Source organism: Celeribacter halophilus, from assembly GCF_900114135.1.
In the GTDB taxonomy this organism is placed as follows: domain Bacteria; phylum Pseudomonadota; class Alphaproteobacteria; order Rhodobacterales; family Rhodobacteraceae; genus Celeribacter; species Celeribacter halophilus.
Map to the genome: position 1 here is coordinate 1 of NZ_FORY01000002.1, position 17120 is coordinate 17120.

At 52.6% G+C, this 17120-nt stretch carries 16 protein-coding genes, 2 pseudogenes and 1 other annotated feature; of the genes and pseudogenes, 10 read left to right on the top strand and 8 right to left on the bottom strand.

The window, feature by feature from the left end:
• Positions 1–66 precede the first annotated feature (66 nt).
• On the bottom strand, positions 67–654 hold the full coding sequence (locus BM152_RS01710) for a TetR/AcrR family transcriptional regulator (protein WP_074913901.1): 588 nt from the start codon (positions 652–654) through the stop codon (positions 67–69).
• 529 nt (positions 655–1183) lie between these two features.
• Between BM152_RS01710 and BM152_RS19685 the strand changes: the two genes are divergently transcribed.
• Positions 1184–1414: a helix-turn-helix transcriptional regulator gene (locus tag BM152_RS19685; protein WP_066605245.1), complete on the top strand. Its 231-nt coding sequence runs from the start codon at positions 1184–1186 to the stop codon at positions 1412–1414.
• A 46-nt stretch (positions 1415–1460) separates the two neighbouring features.
• Here the strand turns inward: BM152_RS19685 and BM152_RS01720 are convergent, their stop codons facing one another.
• Positions 1461–2714, bottom strand: a complete 1254-nt coding sequence (locus BM152_RS01720) for a tyrosine-type recombinase/integrase (RefSeq protein WP_066605250.1) — start codon at positions 2712–2714, stop codon at positions 1461–1463.
• A 390-nt stretch (positions 2715–3104) separates the two neighbouring features.
• On the opposite strand from BM152_RS01720, the pseudogene BM152_RS01730 reads away from it, so the two are divergent.
• Positions 3105–4376 (top strand): annotated as a pseudogene (locus BM152_RS01730) (IS3 family transposase).
• Positions 3428–3545 (top strand) — a sequence feature (AL1L pseudoknot). (Overlaps the previous pseudogene by 118 nt.)
• A gap of 60 nt (positions 4377–4436) precedes the next feature.
• Positions 4437–4706 carry a glutathione S-transferase C-terminal domain-containing protein gene (locus BM152_RS19490; RefSeq protein ID WP_231730476.1) on the top strand — a complete coding sequence of 90 codons (270 nt, stop codon included), beginning with the start codon at positions 4437–4439 and terminating at the stop codon, positions 4704–4706.
• 570 nt (positions 4707–5276) lie between these two features.
• Here the strand turns inward: BM152_RS19490 and BM152_RS01740 are convergent.
• The 5 genes from BM152_RS01740 to BM152_RS18905 all read right to left on the bottom strand — a co-directional run bounded on the left by BM152_RS01740 (position 5277) and on the right by BM152_RS18905 (position 10637).
• The gene (locus BM152_RS01740) at positions 5277–7460 is read right to left on the bottom strand and encodes a Hint domain-containing protein (protein WP_066600339.1); all 2184 of its coding nucleotides are present in this window, start codon (positions 7458–7460) and stop codon (positions 5277–5279) included.
• 606 nt (positions 7461–8066) lie between these two features.
• Positions 8067–8672 (bottom strand): DUF6778 family protein, encoded by a 606-nt coding sequence (locus BM152_RS01745; RefSeq protein WP_066600341.1) that lies wholly within the window; start codon positions 8670–8672, stop codon positions 8067–8069.
• 68 nt (positions 8673–8740) lie between these two features.
• Positions 8741–9733 carry a hypothetical protein gene (locus BM152_RS01750; protein ID WP_066600344.1) on the bottom strand — a complete coding sequence of 331 codons (993 nt, stop codon included), beginning with the start codon at positions 9731–9733 and terminating at the stop codon, positions 8741–8743.
• A complete protein-coding gene (locus BM152_RS18900; protein ID WP_066600345.1) occupies positions 9730–10392 on the bottom strand; it encodes a hypothetical protein in 663 nt (220 codons plus the stop codon). Before BM152_RS18900 ends, BM152_RS01750 begins: the two co-directional genes overlap by 4 nt.
• Positions 10389–10637: a hypothetical protein gene (locus BM152_RS18905; RefSeq protein WP_139222464.1), complete on the bottom strand. Its 249-nt coding sequence runs from the start codon at positions 10635–10637 to the stop codon at positions 10389–10391. Before BM152_RS18905 ends, BM152_RS18900 begins: the two co-directional genes overlap by 4 nt.
• 427 nt (positions 10638–11064) lie before the next feature.
• On the opposite strand from BM152_RS18905, the gene BM152_RS01755 reads away from it, so the two are divergent.
• Together BM152_RS01755 and BM152_RS01760 are read left to right on the top strand one after the other, a co-directional pair.
• A complete protein-coding gene (locus BM152_RS01755) occupies positions 11065–12069 on the top strand; it encodes an AraC family transcriptional regulator (protein WP_066600347.1) in 1005 nt (334 codons plus the stop codon).
• A 102-nt stretch (positions 12070–12171) separates the two neighbouring features.
• Positions 12172–12534 (top strand): transposase, encoded by a 363-nt coding sequence (locus tag BM152_RS01760; RefSeq protein WP_111481313.1) that lies wholly within the window; start codon positions 12172–12174, stop codon positions 12532–12534.
• Position 12535: 1 nt separating this feature from the next.
• Here BM152_RS01760 and BM152_RS01765 read toward each other — a convergent pair.
• A pseudogene (locus BM152_RS01765) lies at positions 12536–13913 on the bottom strand (IS3 family transposase).
• Positions 13914–14007: 94 nt separating this feature from the next.
• Here BM152_RS01765 and BM152_RS01775 point away from each other — a divergent pair.
• Genes BM152_RS01775 through BM152_RS01795 form a run of 5 tightly spaced genes read left to right on the top strand, consistent with a single transcriptional unit; the run spans position 14008 to position 17087 of the window.
• The gene (locus tag BM152_RS01775; RefSeq protein WP_066605746.1) at positions 14008–14193 is read left to right on the top strand and encodes a TOBE domain-containing protein; all 186 of its coding nucleotides are present in this window, start codon (positions 14008–14010) and stop codon (positions 14191–14193) included.
• 23 nt (positions 14194–14216) lie between these two features.
• Positions 14217–14609 carry a polysaccharide deacetylase family protein gene (locus BM152_RS01780; protein WP_066605749.1) on the top strand — a complete coding sequence of 131 codons (393 nt, stop codon included), beginning with the start codon at positions 14217–14219 and terminating at the stop codon, positions 14607–14609.
• Positions 14610–14617: 8 nt separating this feature from the next.
• A complete protein-coding gene (locus tag BM152_RS01785) occupies positions 14618–14902 on the top strand; it encodes a GTP-binding protein (RefSeq protein WP_074913923.1) in 285 nt (94 codons plus the stop codon).
• Entirely contained in the window at positions 14902–16095 is a 1194-nt protein-coding gene (locus BM152_RS01790; protein ID WP_066605758.1) for an ABC transporter substrate-binding protein, read from the top strand. Before BM152_RS01785 ends, BM152_RS01790 begins: the two co-directional genes overlap by 1 nt.
• Before the next feature lie 11 nt (positions 16096–16106).
• Positions 16107–17087 (top strand): asparaginase, encoded by a 981-nt coding sequence (locus tag BM152_RS01795; RefSeq protein ID WP_066605759.1) that lies wholly within the window; start codon positions 16107–16109, stop codon positions 17085–17087.
• The last annotated feature ends 33 nt before the right edge of the window (positions 17088–17120 follow it).

The following is a 17120-nucleotide window of genomic DNA, read 5'->3' on the forward strand; positions in this document are numbered from 1 at the left end:
AAAATTTTCATGATTTTCCTTTGCGAATAGACCGGTCGTCTTTCGTGGGGGCAAAATTTTTGAGAGTTACGGTGCTGGAACAAGCACTTTTGTCGCATCCATTGCGGAATTAAGAGCGGCAGCACTGTGCGAGATGCTCGCAACGAGACTGGCCCCGAGCCACATATGATAGATCATTTCCGCCAAGGTCTGAGGGTTTTCGATCGATGCAATCGTGCCCTCGTTCTGCCCCTGCTCTATGGTCTTCGTCAGATGCGCGACAATGTCGGACACGCCTTTTTGCAAGATGTTGCTCATGTTCTCCGATAGGTCAGCAACTTCTGCCGACAGTTTAACCACCAGACACCGATCCTCAAGGTGCGGGCTGAGTTGTTTTTCGCGCCACCCTTCGAAATAGGTCAAGAGCCGAGACCGTGCATTCATGTCTGGATGCGCGAGAGAGGCATTCAGGCGATGGCTATACTCTGTCATAAACTCGCTCAACAGCGCGCAGCCATATGCCTCTTTCGATGCGAAGTAGTGGTAGAACGAACCCTTCGGAATGCCCGCCTCTTTCAAAAGTGTGCTCAGGCCAACGCCTGTATAGCCCTGCTGGGCTGTCAGGCGGCGTCCTGTGGTCAATATCCGAGAGCGGGTGTCGTTTTGGTGTTCCATGACCTGTTAAATAGGCTCCATTAGACCGGTCGTCTATGGATGGGTTGCGTTTTCTGATCACAAGTATGTGAAATATTTAGAAGGCGAGGTACCTCACAGACGTCAGGCAACGTCGTTCCAGATATACTAGATATAGACGTGGCACTGTGTTGGGAGGTCACGGCGTTGCCCGTGATCAGGTCACTTTCGCATAGCGAGCAACAACGTTGTCGGTCTTGGCATAAATCTTTATCGTCATGATATGCCATCTTCTCAACATTCATCACTCTGCTCCATGCAAATTTTGAGAACAGAGTGGCATCCGGACAAAAATCCGGATTTCATATATGAGAGTTTGCCAATTCGCCGCCTTGGTGCAAATTTTCATCCGTTGCGCCTTTCTCGGAGGTCGATACATCGGGGTTATCCACAAAAAAGCAGCATTCGCACAATGGAAACATCATATTTGTCCATCTTTGCGGCCTCTAAATATTTTAAAATGCCTCCATCAAAAGGCCCGGCGCGGGCGCTTTAAAACAAAGGAGAAGGCATGGATAAGAGGTTGGATAACCCGCTGTTGGAATTTCGTCTCATTACCAAAATGGAGCTTATGAAAGTTCTGAGTTGGAGTGAGGCATCTATTGATCGCCGTTTGCGTGAGGACCCGGACTTTCCTCAGCCCTTGCGGCTCGGGCGGGGAAGTATCCGGTGGAGGTATGACGAAGTCGTCCGCTTTATCAAGCAGTTGCCGCGGGCATACGACTATGGGGTTTGCGAATGAAGCATAGTGATAGGCACGGCGGGGCAAATTCCCCGCCGTAGCTGTATTATTTCTGAGATTCTTCAGGTGAAAAATTTAGAGGATTAGCACCACCTGTCACATAATCGGCCCAATCCTGCATCATGATTGCGCGTTCTTCGATAAGATCCTCACGTTGGTAGGCGGCTTCCAAGGAATTTTGTTCATGTGCCAGGGCGAACTCCATCGCATCGTGAGAGTATTTTCCCTGTTTGCGCGCCCAACTGCGAAAGCCCGCCCTCAAACCGTGAGCGGTAATCCCCAACCGAAACTTTTTAAGAAGATTACAGGCCGCGTTTTCACAGATCACGCGCGACTTGCTCTTGGGCTTGTAAAACACAAATGGCGCGTCTCCTGTTAACATCCGCATGTTAGTAAGGACCGCGGAGGCCTGACGGCTGAGCGGAACACGATGCAGACGAGACATCTTCATCAGGCTCTCAGGGGTCGTCCAAATGCTGGTTCCCATGTCGAAATAATCCCAACGTGCGAAACGTGTCTCCTTAGAACGTTTTGCGGTCAAGATCATCAGCATTACGAGGTGGCGGGTTTGTTCGTCGCAGTTTGCTGTCAAAAGCCACTCCCAAAGTGCCGGTATGTCTTCAAATGGCAGGGCTCCGAAGTGAACTGTTTTTTTGCGGACAGCCCCCAACGCGGTGTTCGGAGGGAAATCAGCCGGATTGTCCGGGCGCATTTCATGGATTTTGGCGAGGGCAAAAATCTCTTTCACCCGGCCGAGCACACGCTTGGCAGTTTCGTGTTTATCATGCCAAATCGGGCGGATTGCATCGATGACATCACCGACTTTAACTTCCGTTACGGGACGGTCGCCAAAATAGGGAAAGATATATGTTTCGAGGGTGTTCCAGTTCTGCTGAATATGCTTACCATTCCGCAAACCAAGCTTCTTTTGATCAAACCATTGCTTTGCCAATTCACGAAACGTTAAGCTTTCAATCACTACAGTTCCGGGGGAAGCTGGCACCATATCTTCAATCTTGCTATGATCTCCAGCCTTGAGCGCATCCCTTACTTGCTTGAGGGATAGCCCTTCCTCAATCCGGATTTGGACCATACCTGCAATTTGACGGGCACGTTTGAGGCTCATGTCGGGGAAATGTCCGATTTGAACCCATGCGCGTTTGTCGTTACAGGTCACGCGGGTTTCATATGTTTTTGTTCCGCTTTTGTAGAGACGTACGTAGAGGCCCAAACCATCAGGAAGGCGTTCTTTCGATACACCAAATTTGGCGGCTTCGATCTGTTTCGTGGTTAAAGGCATGAGGTCACTCCAGTCCGTTTCTTGAACTGACAACAAGGTACCAATCGGCACTGAACTGTTCTAACCGCCCCTGAAGAGTTCTGACGTCTGGTGACGGAAAAACTATATGAAAAACAATTTGTTATAGGTTTTCTTTGAGGTCTATTGTTGTTTTTTGAGGGGATGAGGAGACATTCTTCCTCTCCGCCATTATCCTTTGATTCCATTGAAAAATATATGAACATTGAAGGCATACCCGCCAATAGACCCGCCATACGATTTGCGCTTGGATATTTGCCGGAAATTGATGAGACCATACGACAGAATGTAAAATAAGCCCCGCGCATGGCAGGGCCTTTTGAATTGCCCCGAGTTTGCCGGAGACCATCAACTTAAGTAAAGATGATGGTTATGACAAAAAGTAAAATGGCAAATCGCTACTCGCCTGAGGTCCGCGCACGTGCGGTCCGAATGGTGTTTGAGCATCAAGGCTCCTACGAAACGCAGGCGGGCGCGATTGCGGCCATTGCACCCAAGATCGGCTGTATTCCCCAGACCTTGAACGGATGGGTCAAGCAGGCCGAGAAGGATAGTGGTATGCGCGACGGCGTGACGACTGAAGAACGTGACCGGATTAAAACCCTCGAAAGGGAAAACCGGGAGCTACGCCAAGCCAATGAGATACTACGCAAGGCGTCAGCGTTTCACCCGCCACTCGTACCAGTGGCGTGACGGGCTCAACTTAGCACAGGCGGAACTCGACCGCCCACTGAAGCGATGATTGCCTTTATTGAAGATCAGCGTAGCGTTTACGGTGTCGAGTCGATCTGCAGGGTGCTGCCGATCGCGCCGTCAACATTTTATCACCGCCTCGCGTGTCGCGCGGATCCTTCCAAGGCATCAGCGCGACACCAACGGGATGCAGAGCTGCGGCCAGAGATTAAAAGGATCTGGGATGAAAATTATCAGGTCTATGGCGTCCGAAAGGCATGGCACCAATTGAGACGCGAGGGCTTTGGGGTTGCAAGATGCACGGTGCAACGGTTGATGAAACAGATTGGCATCCGTGGGGCTGTGCGGGGCAAGGTAGTTAAAACAACCGTTCCTGATACATCAGCACCCAGTCCGCGCGACAAAGTGAACCGTGCATTCCGGGCCTCGGCGCCCAATCTGCTCTGGGTCAGCGACTTCACCTACGTGTCGACATGGCAAGGCTTCGTGTATGTGGCTTTCGTCATTGATACATTCGCCGATCGCATCGTGGGCTGGCGGGTCTCACGTTCAGCCAAAACTGACTTTGTTCTCGATGCGTTGGAGCAAGCCTTGCATGATCGACGACCTGTTCATGAAAGCGGGTTGATCCATCATTCCGACCGCGGCGGGCAATATTTGTCCATTCGCTATGCTGAACGTTTAGCCGAAGCTGGTATTGAACCATCGGTCGGCAGCGTCGGGGATTCATACGGCAACGCCCTCGCCGAGACGATTAACCGTCTCTATAAAACCGAACTCGTTCATCGCCAAGGGCCTTGGCGCAACATGCAGGATCTGGAAATGGCCACTCTCGGATGGGTCGACTGGTTCAATAATCGCCGCCTGCTTGGCCCTATTGGGAATATCCCACCAGCCGAGGCCGAAGAGAACTTCTATGCACAGCGCGACGTGTTCGATATGGTCGCGTGAAATGAAGCTATAGGTCTCCGACAAACTCGGGGCAATTCAGATCGTCATCCCGAAGCACAGTTGGCACCCGCCATAGACGACCCATCGCGCGCAGTATTTCTCCAAACGTTGGTCTACTTTTCCAACTCGGTGCAAAACGCCTTCCAGCTTACCTATTACCCTGACCGGTTTGTTGATACACCCGAGGATGAGCCAAGTGCTCAGCAGCGCGGCAACCGGAGACTGCGGGAGACTTGGGCGGTCATCGACACACAGATTGGCGACAAGGAATGGATTCTTGGGGATCAGTTCAGTGCAGCCGATATCTACCTATTCATGCTTGCCACCTGATTGCGTCCTGCAAAGGGGCATCCAACAATAATCGAATTTCCGAATACCAAGCGCATCGCCGATAAAGTCTTGCAAAGGACAAGCATACAGCAGGTCTATCGACCATGGATAGAGAACCCTGAGTATTAGTGGTGATAGGAAGATTAAAATGCATGTCGCAGCATATAGAGCATGCGGCAGCGAAGGGACTGCTCTACGTAGCCGATCAAAGGTCGGCTCACGTTCACCAAAGCGTCCATCCACATATAGTGCAGCATCGGTTGACTTGGACACGAAGCGGACTTGCGGCGCTGCTGCACGCCTAACCTTTTGTCCAGTCCCAGCCCAAAACACGACATGTAAGTTCTAGCTTCTTGCACTTGCAGCATGCTGGGCCAAGCGGAATTCGGACCTTCACTGAATCAGTTCGCACCCCCAATCATGAAAGTCAAAAGAAGTTGTTCAAGGACCGAATATCCGGATGTCTAATGCCTCAAATTGCTTTCGTGCGCTGCTATGGGTAAATCATTTCCTGAGCCACCCGTTGAATAACATGTATTTTGCGCTACGACTTATCACAGGTTTGTAAGCTCAACTCATCAGTGCCTTGTTGTTCTTCGCGTGCCGCTCCACGAAACGTTTCACCATGCCTCCCTTTTGAGGAATATGACGTGCGGGAAGCAGGGCCGTTTGCGTTGCGATATCAGGGAAAAGCTCCAAAATTTCAGCCCGAGCATCTTCTGAGACTGCTTTGAGTGCTTCTGGCCCTGTGAAAAGGCTTTCAGTCGCAGCTCCGTTCGAGAAAACAATTTCGTGCTGATCGAAAAGCATGTGGAAATACTCCACGCTTTCGGCGTCCTCAACAACTTCAATCCCCGGATGCCCAACCAATTTGATCGCGGCAACCAAAATTTCTTGAACGCCGAACATACGGTCTGCAATCGCGGAGCGCACGAGTATTCTGTGTTGTCGAGAGACCATGAGATCGTTCAAGGGCGTGCCGTTTCCAAGCGCACCGGCCGCAATTTTGATCGGCTTGAGTTTGGGAGATGCCTCCAAATCTATTGAATTGAGTTTCTTGCGCCCCATCCAGCGAAGAGGCTGCATCCCGTGGTCCATTGTCATGACCAGATCGCCGGTCTTGAGGTTTTCAACGGCGACGGGGCCTTCAGAAGTAATGATTTCCGTGCCTTTGGTAAAACAGATGATCTCGATCCCGCTAAAACTCAGCACCTCTCCTGTGTCGAAATTTACCGTGCCTGTCAGTGCGCCACTATCCAAAGGATCTTCTGTGGCGTTAATCGTGTAGCTGTCAGGATCAATGCTGCTGAGGTCGACGGTATCAATATCTGTCGTGTCATCCGGCCCTGAACCACCGGTGATGCTATCACCACCCGCCTCGGCAGCAGAACCGATGATAAAGGTGTCATCGCCATCGCCGCCGCTTATGGTGTCTGAGCCCGCGCCCCCGTCCAAGATATCGTCGCCGGCGCCACCATCAAGCGTGTCGGCACCCTCCGCGCCCCAAAGCTTGTTCGCCTCAGAGTTGCCTGTGAGAGTGTTGCTTCCGTCATTGCCGAGTATGTTCTCGAAATTGGTGAAGTTGCCGAGTGTATCGCTACCTCCGATGTCGATATCTGCTGCGGCACCTCCCTCCATAAGCGTAACATCAAGGTCCAGACCCGCCATGACGTCCGCATCTAGGGAAAGCGTGTCGTTGCCATCTCCACCGTCGACGTTTTCGTCAGTTCCGACGGTAACATACCCGAATTCGGCGGTATCATCGCCATCTTCCAAGAAAACGTTATCGGAGCCGCTGGTCGTTTCACCCGCCAGCCATGTGTCATTGCCTGCGCCGCCGTAAACGGTGTCGTCACCGTCACCGCCATCAATGATGTCGTCATCTGCGCCCCCGTAGATAGTGTCTACACCGTCGCCGGAAGTAATTGTGTCGTTGCCTTCGCCACCTACAATATAGTCATTATTGTCCCCCGCATAAATGGTGTCGTCGCCATCTCCGCCATAGACTATATTGTCGCCGTCTCCTGCAAAGATCGTGTCGTCTCCTGCACCGCCATCGATCCGGTCCTGATGTTCGTCCTCAATGCCTCCGAACCCCAACTCGCCGCCGTAAATGGTGTCATTTCCGTCACCGCCTGAGATGATGTCTTCGCCGTCGCCGCCGAAAATGATGTCGTTACCGGTGCCACCATAGATCTCATCATCGCCGCTTCCGGCGTGAATTGTGTCGTTGCCTGCGTACCCGTAAATAGTGTCATTGCCGGATTGCACCAAAAATTTGTAGTCTGTGATTCTATCCCCGTCGTCATCCTCATAATCTTCGTCGTTTTCATATACATCCATGTCATCATCGCCGGATGTCCCGTCAACAACGCCCGGTGTGCTCGGAGCCAGATCAAATGAGGCAGTGTCATCAATGTTCAAAGAAACCACAACACCTGAAAGCAGAGGGAAGCCATCAGGAGCGTAGATGTAAATCTGCGTGTCGGTGCCCGAGCCTGTAGAAAAAGCCATGATATTGGTGGAACTCAACAAACCACTGGCAGTTCCCGAACCGATATAGGTCATAGCCTCGTCGGCTCCGCCTTCGATCGCGACGGAGGCAGTTTCGCCAGGGGCTAGAGAGCCGTCATCGTCTGTAATGACGCCTGAAACACTGGCCTCGACACTAAAGGCGACATCAATTCCAAGCAGGTTCAGCAGAGTTCCATTGTAAGCATACAAGCTATTGTTCGCGATCAATGAAACACTCATATCTGAAATCCTTTGGTATATTCAGGTAAAGACGAGAAGGCATAGTTTTGTGAATTAAGACGTCCCACTGACGTGGTTCGTCCAAAAAACTCCGCTCTGTCCGAGACACGCGGACAGAGCGGAAATCTCTCAGAGGACCTGGGTAGGACGAGGGGCAGGATTTCCGCGTCGTAAATGCCCTCTGGAGCATCCGTGAGGGGAGTAAAGTGAAGAGATACGTCTGCCATTGTTCTTCCTTTACCAATACCAACTCACGTGATGGCGCTCAGAGGGCAAAGGGGGGAATTGTTAGCCCTGCTATTTGAACGCCACATACAGACTTTTTGGCTGAACCCATGTGATCTGTCTTGCCAAAAGAAAGCCTCTCAGTGGACGCGATGTTGATAATTGCTGGAAAGCGATATCGGTGTCTTTTTTCCGATATTTGTCGCGCCAAAGGCCTTGCGCTGAGAAGGCATATTTCGAGGTTGGCACGCTATATGGCCGACGGTTTTCGAGTTGCGAATCTTGTCTGGGAATATCCCAGATCGCAGAACAACACGACAAACGGCCAGTCCTTAACGAACTGGCCGATAGAATTTAGCAATAGTCCGGCTGTAAGGTGTCTTACCCGCCCAGGCGTTGAAATGTGCGACGGTTGTCATACCCGATGCCAAGCCACCCTCGTGTGGTCTCCGCAATTTTCAGCACAATCCGTTTCCGCTCCATATACCCTCGTGATCCGCCATCTGCGGCGACTTTTGCAGGCCCGTCAGCGGCGATGATTTGTTCAGGAACAAGGACCGCGTGGGTTCGAGCGTCCAGAACCTTGATTTTGAAGCGGACGCTTTCCACGCCCGTGCCGGACGGTGCTCTGTAGAAGGCCTTGGGAGTAAGTGCGTGAAACTTGATCAATTCAACATCCCAAATTACAGGCACACTGTCTTTGAGCGACGCGCTTCCTTCTTTCAATCCGTCTTTGACAATATCGGCCACTTGTTGACGTGTGTCGCCGGTCTGTTCGCCATACCAGACGATATCTTCTGACGGGATCATGTAATTTTCGGTGTTCACTGTAAGATCATAGGGCACCGTGACAATGATGTCTTTGACATGCCATGACCGTGAGACCTCAGGCGGCAACGTCTTGTAATCGACAAGGAAGGCCGAACTACAGCCAGCAAGGCCGAGCAAGGCCAATGAGAGAAACAACCTGCGTGATGTACGGATCATTAAGGTTTCCTTTTCTTGTTGTTATATCTTGTTACACAGACGCAAAAACACAGTGTTCCTACTTGCGGTTACGCAATGAGGCGGTTTTCATCAATGCGATGGACATCCGTGAGATGAAAAACATCGTCCGGTGTTGATTGTGCAGCGATTCCGAGATCGGGCAAATCCGTATCTACAGTTTGGCGAGACCCGGTGGCTGAGGGAAGGCTGACAATATCCCAGTGGCTTTCAACTGCCACATGATGGTCGAGCCACCCTTCAAGGCAGGTATAAGTTTGGATTTTGAGGTCAAAGCCAACCTTTTGCCATCTCTTTTGTATGCAACGTAAATGTCCGTAGGTCCGACGCGGGTTGAAGTGCTCGGTTTCATCTTCAGCAAAAAGTACAATTGCAGCACGGGACGCACCTTCTTTGCGCGCCTGATCTATTGCGAAATCGACTGGATAAAGGCCATCGCAAGAGATAATTCCTTGTGGAATGCCCACTATTGGATCCGCTTCTGCCAAAAACATTACGGCGGTCCATGTGTCATTCATCGTGTTATCCGTTCTTATTTGTGTAGAAAGACATTCTGTGCCGGGTGTTACAGTGGAAAGGTCAATCGGCTCTCTTTCCTGCATCCAACCTGTTTGAGTTGCAGGGGCGCCCGCTGCCCGCCATGCAACACGTGTTTTTCGCATGTTGGTCTTTCCGGAAGGTATCACCACTTCAAGCATAAACCCTTCGCAGGTTATGCCCGTGGCGCGCACGTCGCGCTTGGCCTTGGTTTTCGAGGATAAGAACAGAATATCGGGAGGTGAGGAAAACTTGGTGATGAACGGCACATAAAAGCGAAGGTGCTGTTTGTGCGGTCGAAACCCGTCATTCAAACCGGCGTGAATGCGGAGATCCAAGGTACCATCAAACCGCAGTTCGATATCGCCATAAGGGCCGATATATATCTGTTGATCCTCAAACAGTATTTGCGAACTCTCGCGCTGCGCAAACCAGACATTCCGAGAGATTGTCGCTTCTGTGGGGACTGCCTGTCGAACACAGGGCTTTGTGAAAGGAAATCTCATCGTGCTCCTCCCTGCAGACCGGAAGCGTAACGAGAATTTACGCGCGGTGGCGGGGTGCAATCCGCAAATGTGCAGTTGAAACTGCTTAGGACAAGAGTTTCCTCCGGCGAAAGAAGCAAGCGATCTTGTGGGGGAATATAGAGCAGGTCGTCATGCACATCTGACGTCCGGTTCCTATCCCATAATCCATGTGTGTCATCGGACGGTAACGGAGGAAGAAAGACATTCAGGTCATCTATCTGCAGCCAACCAAACGCATCCAGCTCAAGTGCCACACATTCCGAAAACCCCGTGGACGCTTGCCACGAAAATGCAGGAACATGGCCGACAATGGATTTGACCGGAAAAGCCACTTCTGAACTGCCGAAATACAATTCACATAGGGCGTGAGAGCAGGAGAGATATGCTTCGGAACATAGAGAGGTTTCGCCAAGCTCCGTGCTGGCATTCACCCACGGCACATCGGTCAAATAGGCGCGCACTGATAAAACCGTAGATTGGCGGCCATCATTCAACTGGATTTTCATACCAGATCTGATGTCCGAGGCAGCCATATGGCGGCCACCGGTATTTATGATCGAAAAAGGTCGCAGACCGGTGAGAAAGTATCTTTTCGTATCGCCTCTGTCGGAGAACTGATTTGCCTCATGATGTTTCATTTATGCCCTAAACCGTTTTCTTCGAGGCCCTTTTCCCCTGCTTGGCGGATCACTGTCGATTGCAGGGCGATTGGAGAAACAGACAAAAAAACGTCTTTGCCAGTATTGAGCAAAGACAATGCCTCCATACAAAAGGCACCATTTTTTCGCATCATTGATGCACCTTCAAGTGGTGCCATGCGGACTTGCTCTGAGCCGCCCGCGTTTGAAATTACTATCGCCCAAGAGTGAGATGTATTGATCATGCGAAATTCGTTACTTTATTGCGCGCGATCCATCTCATAGGCCCCCGCTCAAAGTTGATATGAAAGAAAACACACGCGCTTGACGCGCATTGCATCGCCCTGTTGCTCATTAATAACTCAAATGGATGCTCAAGCTTGTCGTAAAAAGGACGAGCATATCTGTTGAGGGCAAATATGTTCGGTATATCTATCATTAGCCTCCAATCCACCTCCGAAAGACTATATCCCAGAAACATAAGGAGTCGCTCTCAGATTGAGCAGCATGTAGTTGGATTCGCGCTTAGGCTTATGGGGGCTTGCGAAGTTTGGTTTATATTCAGAACAATCAGCCGTTCGTGCAAAAGCATAGCATCGAGCTTGGCCTTAAAGAGTTGCGGCGTTGTGGAAATAAGAGACGCTTAGAAAATGTCATCCGGGGTAGCTTTTTATGAAAGCTCCCCCTTTTCTGGACGTCACCACATCGAAAATCCGCCAAGCACATGAACTACAAGTACAAAACTGGGACGAATTGTCTGAATGGGCCAGTGGGAACATCACTTCGGTGTCCATGACACCATTGGGTCACACAGAACTTCCCAATGGCATTTTCCACTCTATGCGTGTGGGGCGTATCGGAATTTCACGCTCTATGTATGGAAAGGCTACACTTGTAAGTGGTGAAGAATGTTTTGGCGCACCCGTTATCGTCTCCACAAATATTCGCGGCCACTCAATTCCGGAACTGCAGGGCAAAGAAGATCTTGTGAACGGCCCTGACATGAGCTTTGTCTCTGATCTGTCTCAGGGGTCTCACCGCACGCAGTTAAGTGAAGACAACGTGCAGATGCAACTGGCCATAGACCCTAAACTGTTGAACGAAGTCGGTCGCAATTGGTTCGGTAATATCCATGAAAACAAAACGTGGCAAACCAAGACCCGTTTTGGCGGGCGCGGGACTCGTTGGTATGCCTGCTTAACCTACATCATGCGGTTGATCGCCGAGACGTCACATCCGTTGTCGAACCGCAACATACAGCACATCGAAGAAACCCTGTGCGCAAATCTGCTTGAAAACTGGGCGGCACAATCCGGTATCAACCTCTCTGAAGAAAACAACATTATTGTTCCGCGCATCATTCGGATGGCCGAAGAATACATTATTGAACACGCCGCTGATGCGCCTACACTGGCAGAAATTGCGCAAAACGTTGATATCAGCGTTCGCAACCTCACAATGAACTTCAAGAAATTCCGTGGCTGCACGCCAGGTCAGTTTCTTCGGGAGCAAAGGTTACAAGCTGCGCGCAGTGAATTTCTCTCCAGTGATCAAGAGCACACAGTTAGCCAGATTGCAGCAAGTTTGGGCTATATACATATGGGAGAGTTCGCGAAGGCCTATCGCAAACGTTTCGGTGAAAAACCTTCAGAAACCTTGAAGCGCACAATCTGGTAAGCGGTAAGCGGTAAGCGGTAAGCGTTCGCTGGCGCTCACCTTTTGCTCGATTGTCTGATCTGCGATGCCGTGTCCGATGGAGATCGGTGTAGGATTTTCGCGATGGCGACTACGGTGGAGTTTCTCAGGAACTACGGGGTGGACATACGGACCAATGGTCAGCGACGCTGGCCGGATGAGGTCAAGGCGCGGATCGCGGCTGAGAGTTTAAAGCCCGGGGCGACGGTGAACGGGGTTGCTGCGCGGTATGGGCTTCGGGCAAACCATCTGTCGGAATGGCGCCGTCGGGCGCGTGACGGCAGGTTGGTTTTACCCGCAGTTGAAGAGAACGACTTTTGTTTTGCGCCGATCGTGGTGTCGGATGATGGCGGCGATGCTCCTGTGCCAGCAGCTGTCTGTCGTCAGAGTTTTTGGAACCAGAGGCGGCCTAAACTAAGAGAGAGTTTGGCTCATCTGGTTGGTTAGATTATGCAGCGTGCTGGCGGTGATGCAAACGGCGCGTTTCGAGCGTCTTGCGTTTGATCCTTTCCCTTTGTTGTAAAATGGCTTTGTCACGCCCGAAGTATACATCTGCGGGTGTGACGTTGTTGATGCTCTCATGATAGCGTTGGTGGTTATAGCGATCGACGAAGGCTTCAATTTGCGCTTCGAGATCGCCGGGCAGGAAGTCGTTTTCGAGCAAGATGCGGTTCTTCAAGGTCTGATGCCATCGTTCGATCTTGCCTTGGGTTTGTGGATGATACGGCGCACCACGTGAGTGCTTCATGCCCTTGTCTTTCAGCCACTCCGCCAAGTCGCCCGAGACGTAACTGGATCCGTTGTCGCTAAGCAATCTCGGTTTATGAACGACGTGAACTTGGTCGCAACCGGATGCCTGCAATGCGAGGCCAAGCGTATCGGTAACGTCCTCAGTCCGCATGTTGGTGCAGAGCTTCCAGGAGACGATGTAGCGGCTGTAATCATCGAGGACTGTACTGAGATAGAACCAGCCCCAACCAAGGACTTTGATGTAGGTGAAGTCAGTCTGCCACAACTGGTTGATCCTAGTCGTTTTGTCTTTGAACTCGTTCGCTGCCTTGAGCACGATGAATGCCGGGCTGGTGATCAAATCATGCGCCTTCAGCACCCGATACACAGTGGATTCTGAGACAAAATAGCGTTCCAGATCCGTGAACGTCACGGCCCGCTCGCGCGGTGACAGTTCCGTCTCCAGCAAGGCGAGGTCGACAACCTTGCGCTTCACCTCGTCGGGCACACGGTTCCAGACGTGTTTGGGCTTGGGAGACTGATCCTGCAAGCCAGCCTCGCCGCGCTGAAGATACTGGTCGTACCAGCGATAGAACGTGGTGCGGGGAATGCCAGCTTGGTCAATGTTAGACGGGCCGACAGATGGCTCTCTTCAACCAACCGGATGATCTCAAGCTTCTCAGATGCAGGGTGTCTCATTCGTGGTCGCCCCCACCGTCGTACATGCTTTTTTTGAGCAGACGTAGTTCAAGCGTTTGTTCCGCAACCACTTCCTTGAGGCCCTTTGCCTCTCGACGCAGTTCCTTCACCACATCGGTGTTTGCAGCACGCGCCGTGTCCCCAGCAAGCCGCTTCTTACCCTGCTATCGGTCACTCGAACCGGTGGCGTTCCCGCAGCAGTCCATGAAGTCCTTGGACCATTTGTAATAGATGCCCTGTGATATACCTTCACGGCGGGATAGTTCAGCAATGCTGTCCTCGCCGCGCAGGCCATCTAGGACGATCCTGATCTTCTCTTCAGAAGAATAGTGCTTGCGTGTCGCGCGTTTGATGTCTTTGATGATCTTCTCGCCCGGGCTCTTCGTTGTCTTTCTCATCGTCCACTCCTCGGTGGGTACGATGAGCCAAGAACACTCTCTTAGCATATACCGCTATTTGGTCCCATAAGCGCTGACCTCAGGCAAAATCCACTTGAACGGGACGCTGGCCAGCCGCCAGATCGTTGGTTCTGTGGGGCACCCTAAAGTGCGTCTTGATGAACATCGCGAGGTGGCCGTCGAAGTGCAAGCTGACCGCGAGGACGTTCGTGCGCTCTCACCTGGTGCGCCGGTGACGCTTGGTGTCGATCCGGCCTCCGTCATTCTCATTCACGCTTGATCATCTAAAAAGGAGACTACCCCATGACAAAAGAAATTCTTGTAGGTTTCGGCATTGATGTGGACGCCGTCGCCGGCTGGCTCGGTTCCTATGGCGGCGAGGACAGCCCCGACGACATTTCCCGCGGTGTTTTCGCCGGCGAGGTCGGCGCGATGCGGCTTCTGGATCTGTTCGATAAACTGGACATCAAGACAACTTGGTTTATTCCGGGCCACTCTGCGGAAACTTTCCCCGAGCAAATGGCCGAAGTCGCCAAGCGCGGTCACGAGATCGGCGTTCACGGCTACAGCCACGAAAACCCGATCACCACGATCATCACAGTCACGCTCATCACCACCACGCACACGACACCCATAGTCATCACGACTAAACCCCTGGTGTTACGATCTTTTTCCTCCAAATTGATGATGGTATAGATTGGACAATGTTCGGAACTTGGCTTACGCTATTGTTACATCATTACGGCGACAGGATTTTTAGGGTGAAAGGCATTTTGGTGATCGAAGGGGAGGACCGCCCCGTTGCGATCCACGGCGTCCAGCACTTGGTGCATGCGCCCACGCATATGGAGAATTGGCCTGTCGGCGCGAACGGGCAGCCCCAGAGGCAGTCGCGGCTTGTCTTTATTCTCGAAGGCATCGAACCCGAACGCATTCGACGTTCGTTCGAGGCATTCATGGGCGTTGATCGCGTGCGAGCCGTTGCATAATGACCAAGCCGCTTCGTATCCTGACCACTGAAATCCAGCCGTGGCGCAGTTTTCAGGCGCGTGCGGAAGCAGATTTGGGGTTCCCGCTGGAATTCATCGAAAAGGATTTCAATAGCGCACAGCGCACAGCTGCTTTCGCGCCCGAAAGTTTCGATGTCTACGATCAGTGTTTCCATAACCTCGATATCGTTTGGTATTGGCGCGCGGTGCAGGCCATTGATACCCAGAGAATCGAGAAATGGGATGCGCTTGACGATCTGTCGCGCATCCTGCCTGAGAAAGGAACCTGCGCGGCGGGAGATGTGCCTGCATCGCGGCTTTATGTGCAGCGGGATGCGACGCTTGCGGACTTGCCAAGCCGCTATATCTCAATGCTGCCAACCTTTTACAATTTCGACAGTTTTGGCGTCGAGACGACGGGGCTGGACGTGGATCAGGATATCGGCAGCTGGGCCGCGCTCGTCGATCCGCGTTGGGCGGGTCAGGTGGCCTTGGTTGATGAACCCGCTATTGGCCTGTTTGACCTTGCCATGGCTCTGTCTGCGGCGGGTCGGATTCAGTTCAAGGACATGGGCAATATGACTGTCGCGGAAATCGACCGCCTGATTGACGAAGCAAAAGCGCTTGTCGCACGCGGGCATTTACGCCCTTTTTGGCTGCGGGCCGACGAACCTGTTGAGCGGTTCCAGAATGGCGAGTTAAAACTGGCCTCGATCTGGTCTCCAACCATTGTCGAGATGCGACGCAAAGGCATTCGCGCACGTCAAGCGCACCCCAAGGAGGGCTATCGCGCGTGGCACGGAGGCATGTGCCTGTCGCGGCATCTCGCCGGGCGGCGTCTGGATCAGGCCTATGAGTGGCTCAACTGGTATCTTGGTGGATACGCGGGGGCAGTTGTGGCCAAGCAGGGCTATTACATGTCCGCATCCGGGCCGGTGAAGGAGCAATTGCCAGCCGAGTATTGGGATTACTGGTATGAGGGGCTGCCCGCGCGTCAGGATTTGACGGATGTCGAAGGCCGCGTTGCGATTAAGGCGGGGCATATCCGTGCGGGCGGGTCGTGGAAGGCGCGAGGGCGCAATATTGCGATTTGGAATACCACGATGGACGAACACAATTACGTCGTTCGCCGCTGGAAAGAACTGGTGGCGCTGGCTGCGCAAAAACACCGCGTCCAGCGACGCGTAAGCTGAGGATGATCCCGATGAAGAATGTAACGCTTTTGGCCACGGGAGGCACGATCGCCTCCGCGAAAAACGCGAATGCCAGCGCGGTGACGGCGGGGATCAGTGGTGAGGACCTCCTCGCCAGTCTCCACGAGGCGCCAGAGGGCATCTCGGTTCGTGTCGAGAATTTCGAGGCAGCAGGCAGCTATGCGCTTGATCTGGAAACGATCCACCGTCTTTGCGCACGTATTGACGTAGTTCTGGCCGATCCTGCTGTGGATGGGGTGGTTGTCACTCACGGAACGGATACGATGGAAGAAAGCGCCTTTCTCGCTTGGTGTCTTGTGGCCTCCGACAAACCTGTTGTCTTTACGGGGGCACAGCGTCACGCGGGGCAGACCGACACGGACGGGCCGCGCAATATTGCTGATGCTTTACGTGTTGCGGCCAGTCCCGCGCTGCATGGCGTGGGGGCGGTGATCCTGTTTGAGGGAGATATTCACGGTGCCCGCTATGTGACCAAGGCCCATACCGCCCGTGTCGATACCTTCCGTTCTGTCGGGCTGGGGAAGCTCGGCGAGGTCGATATGGGGCGGGTGTATCTCTACCGGAAGCCCGCACAACCGCGTCCCGCCATTTCCGCCAGCCGTATTGATCCCGATGTCGAACTGATCGCGCTCGGTCTTGGTTCGTCCCCGCGCGTAATGAAAATCGCAGCAGCGCAGGGGGCGAGTGGCATTATTTTGTCGGCCTTCGGTCGGGGCAATGCCCCAAAAGGTTTCGCCGTTGAGGTTGAGGCTCTGGTCGCACAGGGCATCCCTGTGATCGTGGCCTCCCGTTGCCAAGAGGGGCGTACCCATGCGGTTTACGGCAATGACAGCGGCGGGGTGACACTCGTCGATGTAGGCGCCTGTCTCGCGGGAGACTTGAGCGCAATTAAGTCCCGTCTTCTGCTTGCGGTTTTGTTAGGAGCGGGGTGTGGTATGGATGAAATCGCACATTATTTCAGTTACCATTGAAAGCCGGGTGTGGCGAGAGAACAGGACGCGAGG

Coding starts and splice junctions, on each gene's coding strand:
- BM152_RS18900 (WP_066600345.1), bottom strand. CDS start 10,392: ATGAAACATCATGAGGCAAATCAGTTCTCCGACAGAGGCGATACGAAA.
- BM152_RS01780 (WP_066605749.1), top strand. CDS start 14,217: ATGACAAAAGAAATTCTTGTAGGTTTCGGCATTGATGTGGACGCCGTC.
- BM152_RS01745 (WP_066600341.1), bottom strand. CDS start 8,672: ATGATCCGTACATCACGCAGGTTGTTTCTCTCATTGGCCTTGCTCGGC.
- BM152_RS01760 (WP_111481313.1), top strand. CDS start 12,172: ATGGCGACTACGGTGGAGTTTCTCAGGAACTACGGGGTGGACATACGG.
- BM152_RS01785 (WP_074913923.1), top strand. CDS start 14,618: ATGTTCGGAACTTGGCTTACGCTATTGTTACATCATTACGGCGACAGG.
- BM152_RS01710 (WP_074913901.1), bottom strand. CDS start 654: ATGGAACACCAAAACGACACCCGCTCTCGGATATTGACCACAGGACGC.
- BM152_RS01795 (WP_066605759.1), top strand. CDS start 16,107: ATGAAGAATGTAACGCTTTTGGCCACGGGAGGCACGATCGCCTCCGCG.
- BM152_RS01750 (WP_066600344.1), bottom strand. CDS start 9,733: ATGAGATTTCCTTTCACAAAGCCCTGTGTTCGACAGGCAGTCCCCACA.
- BM152_RS18905 (WP_139222464.1), bottom strand. CDS start 10,637: ATGATCAATACATCTCACTCTTGGGCGATAGTAATTTCAAACGCGGGC.
- BM152_RS01720 (WP_066605250.1), bottom strand. CDS start 2,714: ATGCCTTTAACCACGAAACAGATCGAAGCCGCCAAATTTGGTGTATCG.
- BM152_RS01740 (WP_066600339.1), bottom strand. CDS start 7,460: ATGAGTGTTTCATTGATCGCGAACAATAGCTTGTATGCTTACAATGGA.
- BM152_RS01790 (WP_066605758.1), top strand. CDS start 14,902: ATGACCAAGCCGCTTCGTATCCTGACCACTGAAATCCAGCCGTGGCGC.
- BM152_RS01755 (WP_066600347.1), top strand. CDS start 11,065: ATGAAAGCTCCCCCTTTTCTGGACGTCACCACATCGAAAATCCGCCAA.
- BM152_RS19685 (WP_066605245.1), top strand. CDS start 1,184: ATGGATAAGAGGTTGGATAACCCGCTGTTGGAATTTCGTCTCATTACC.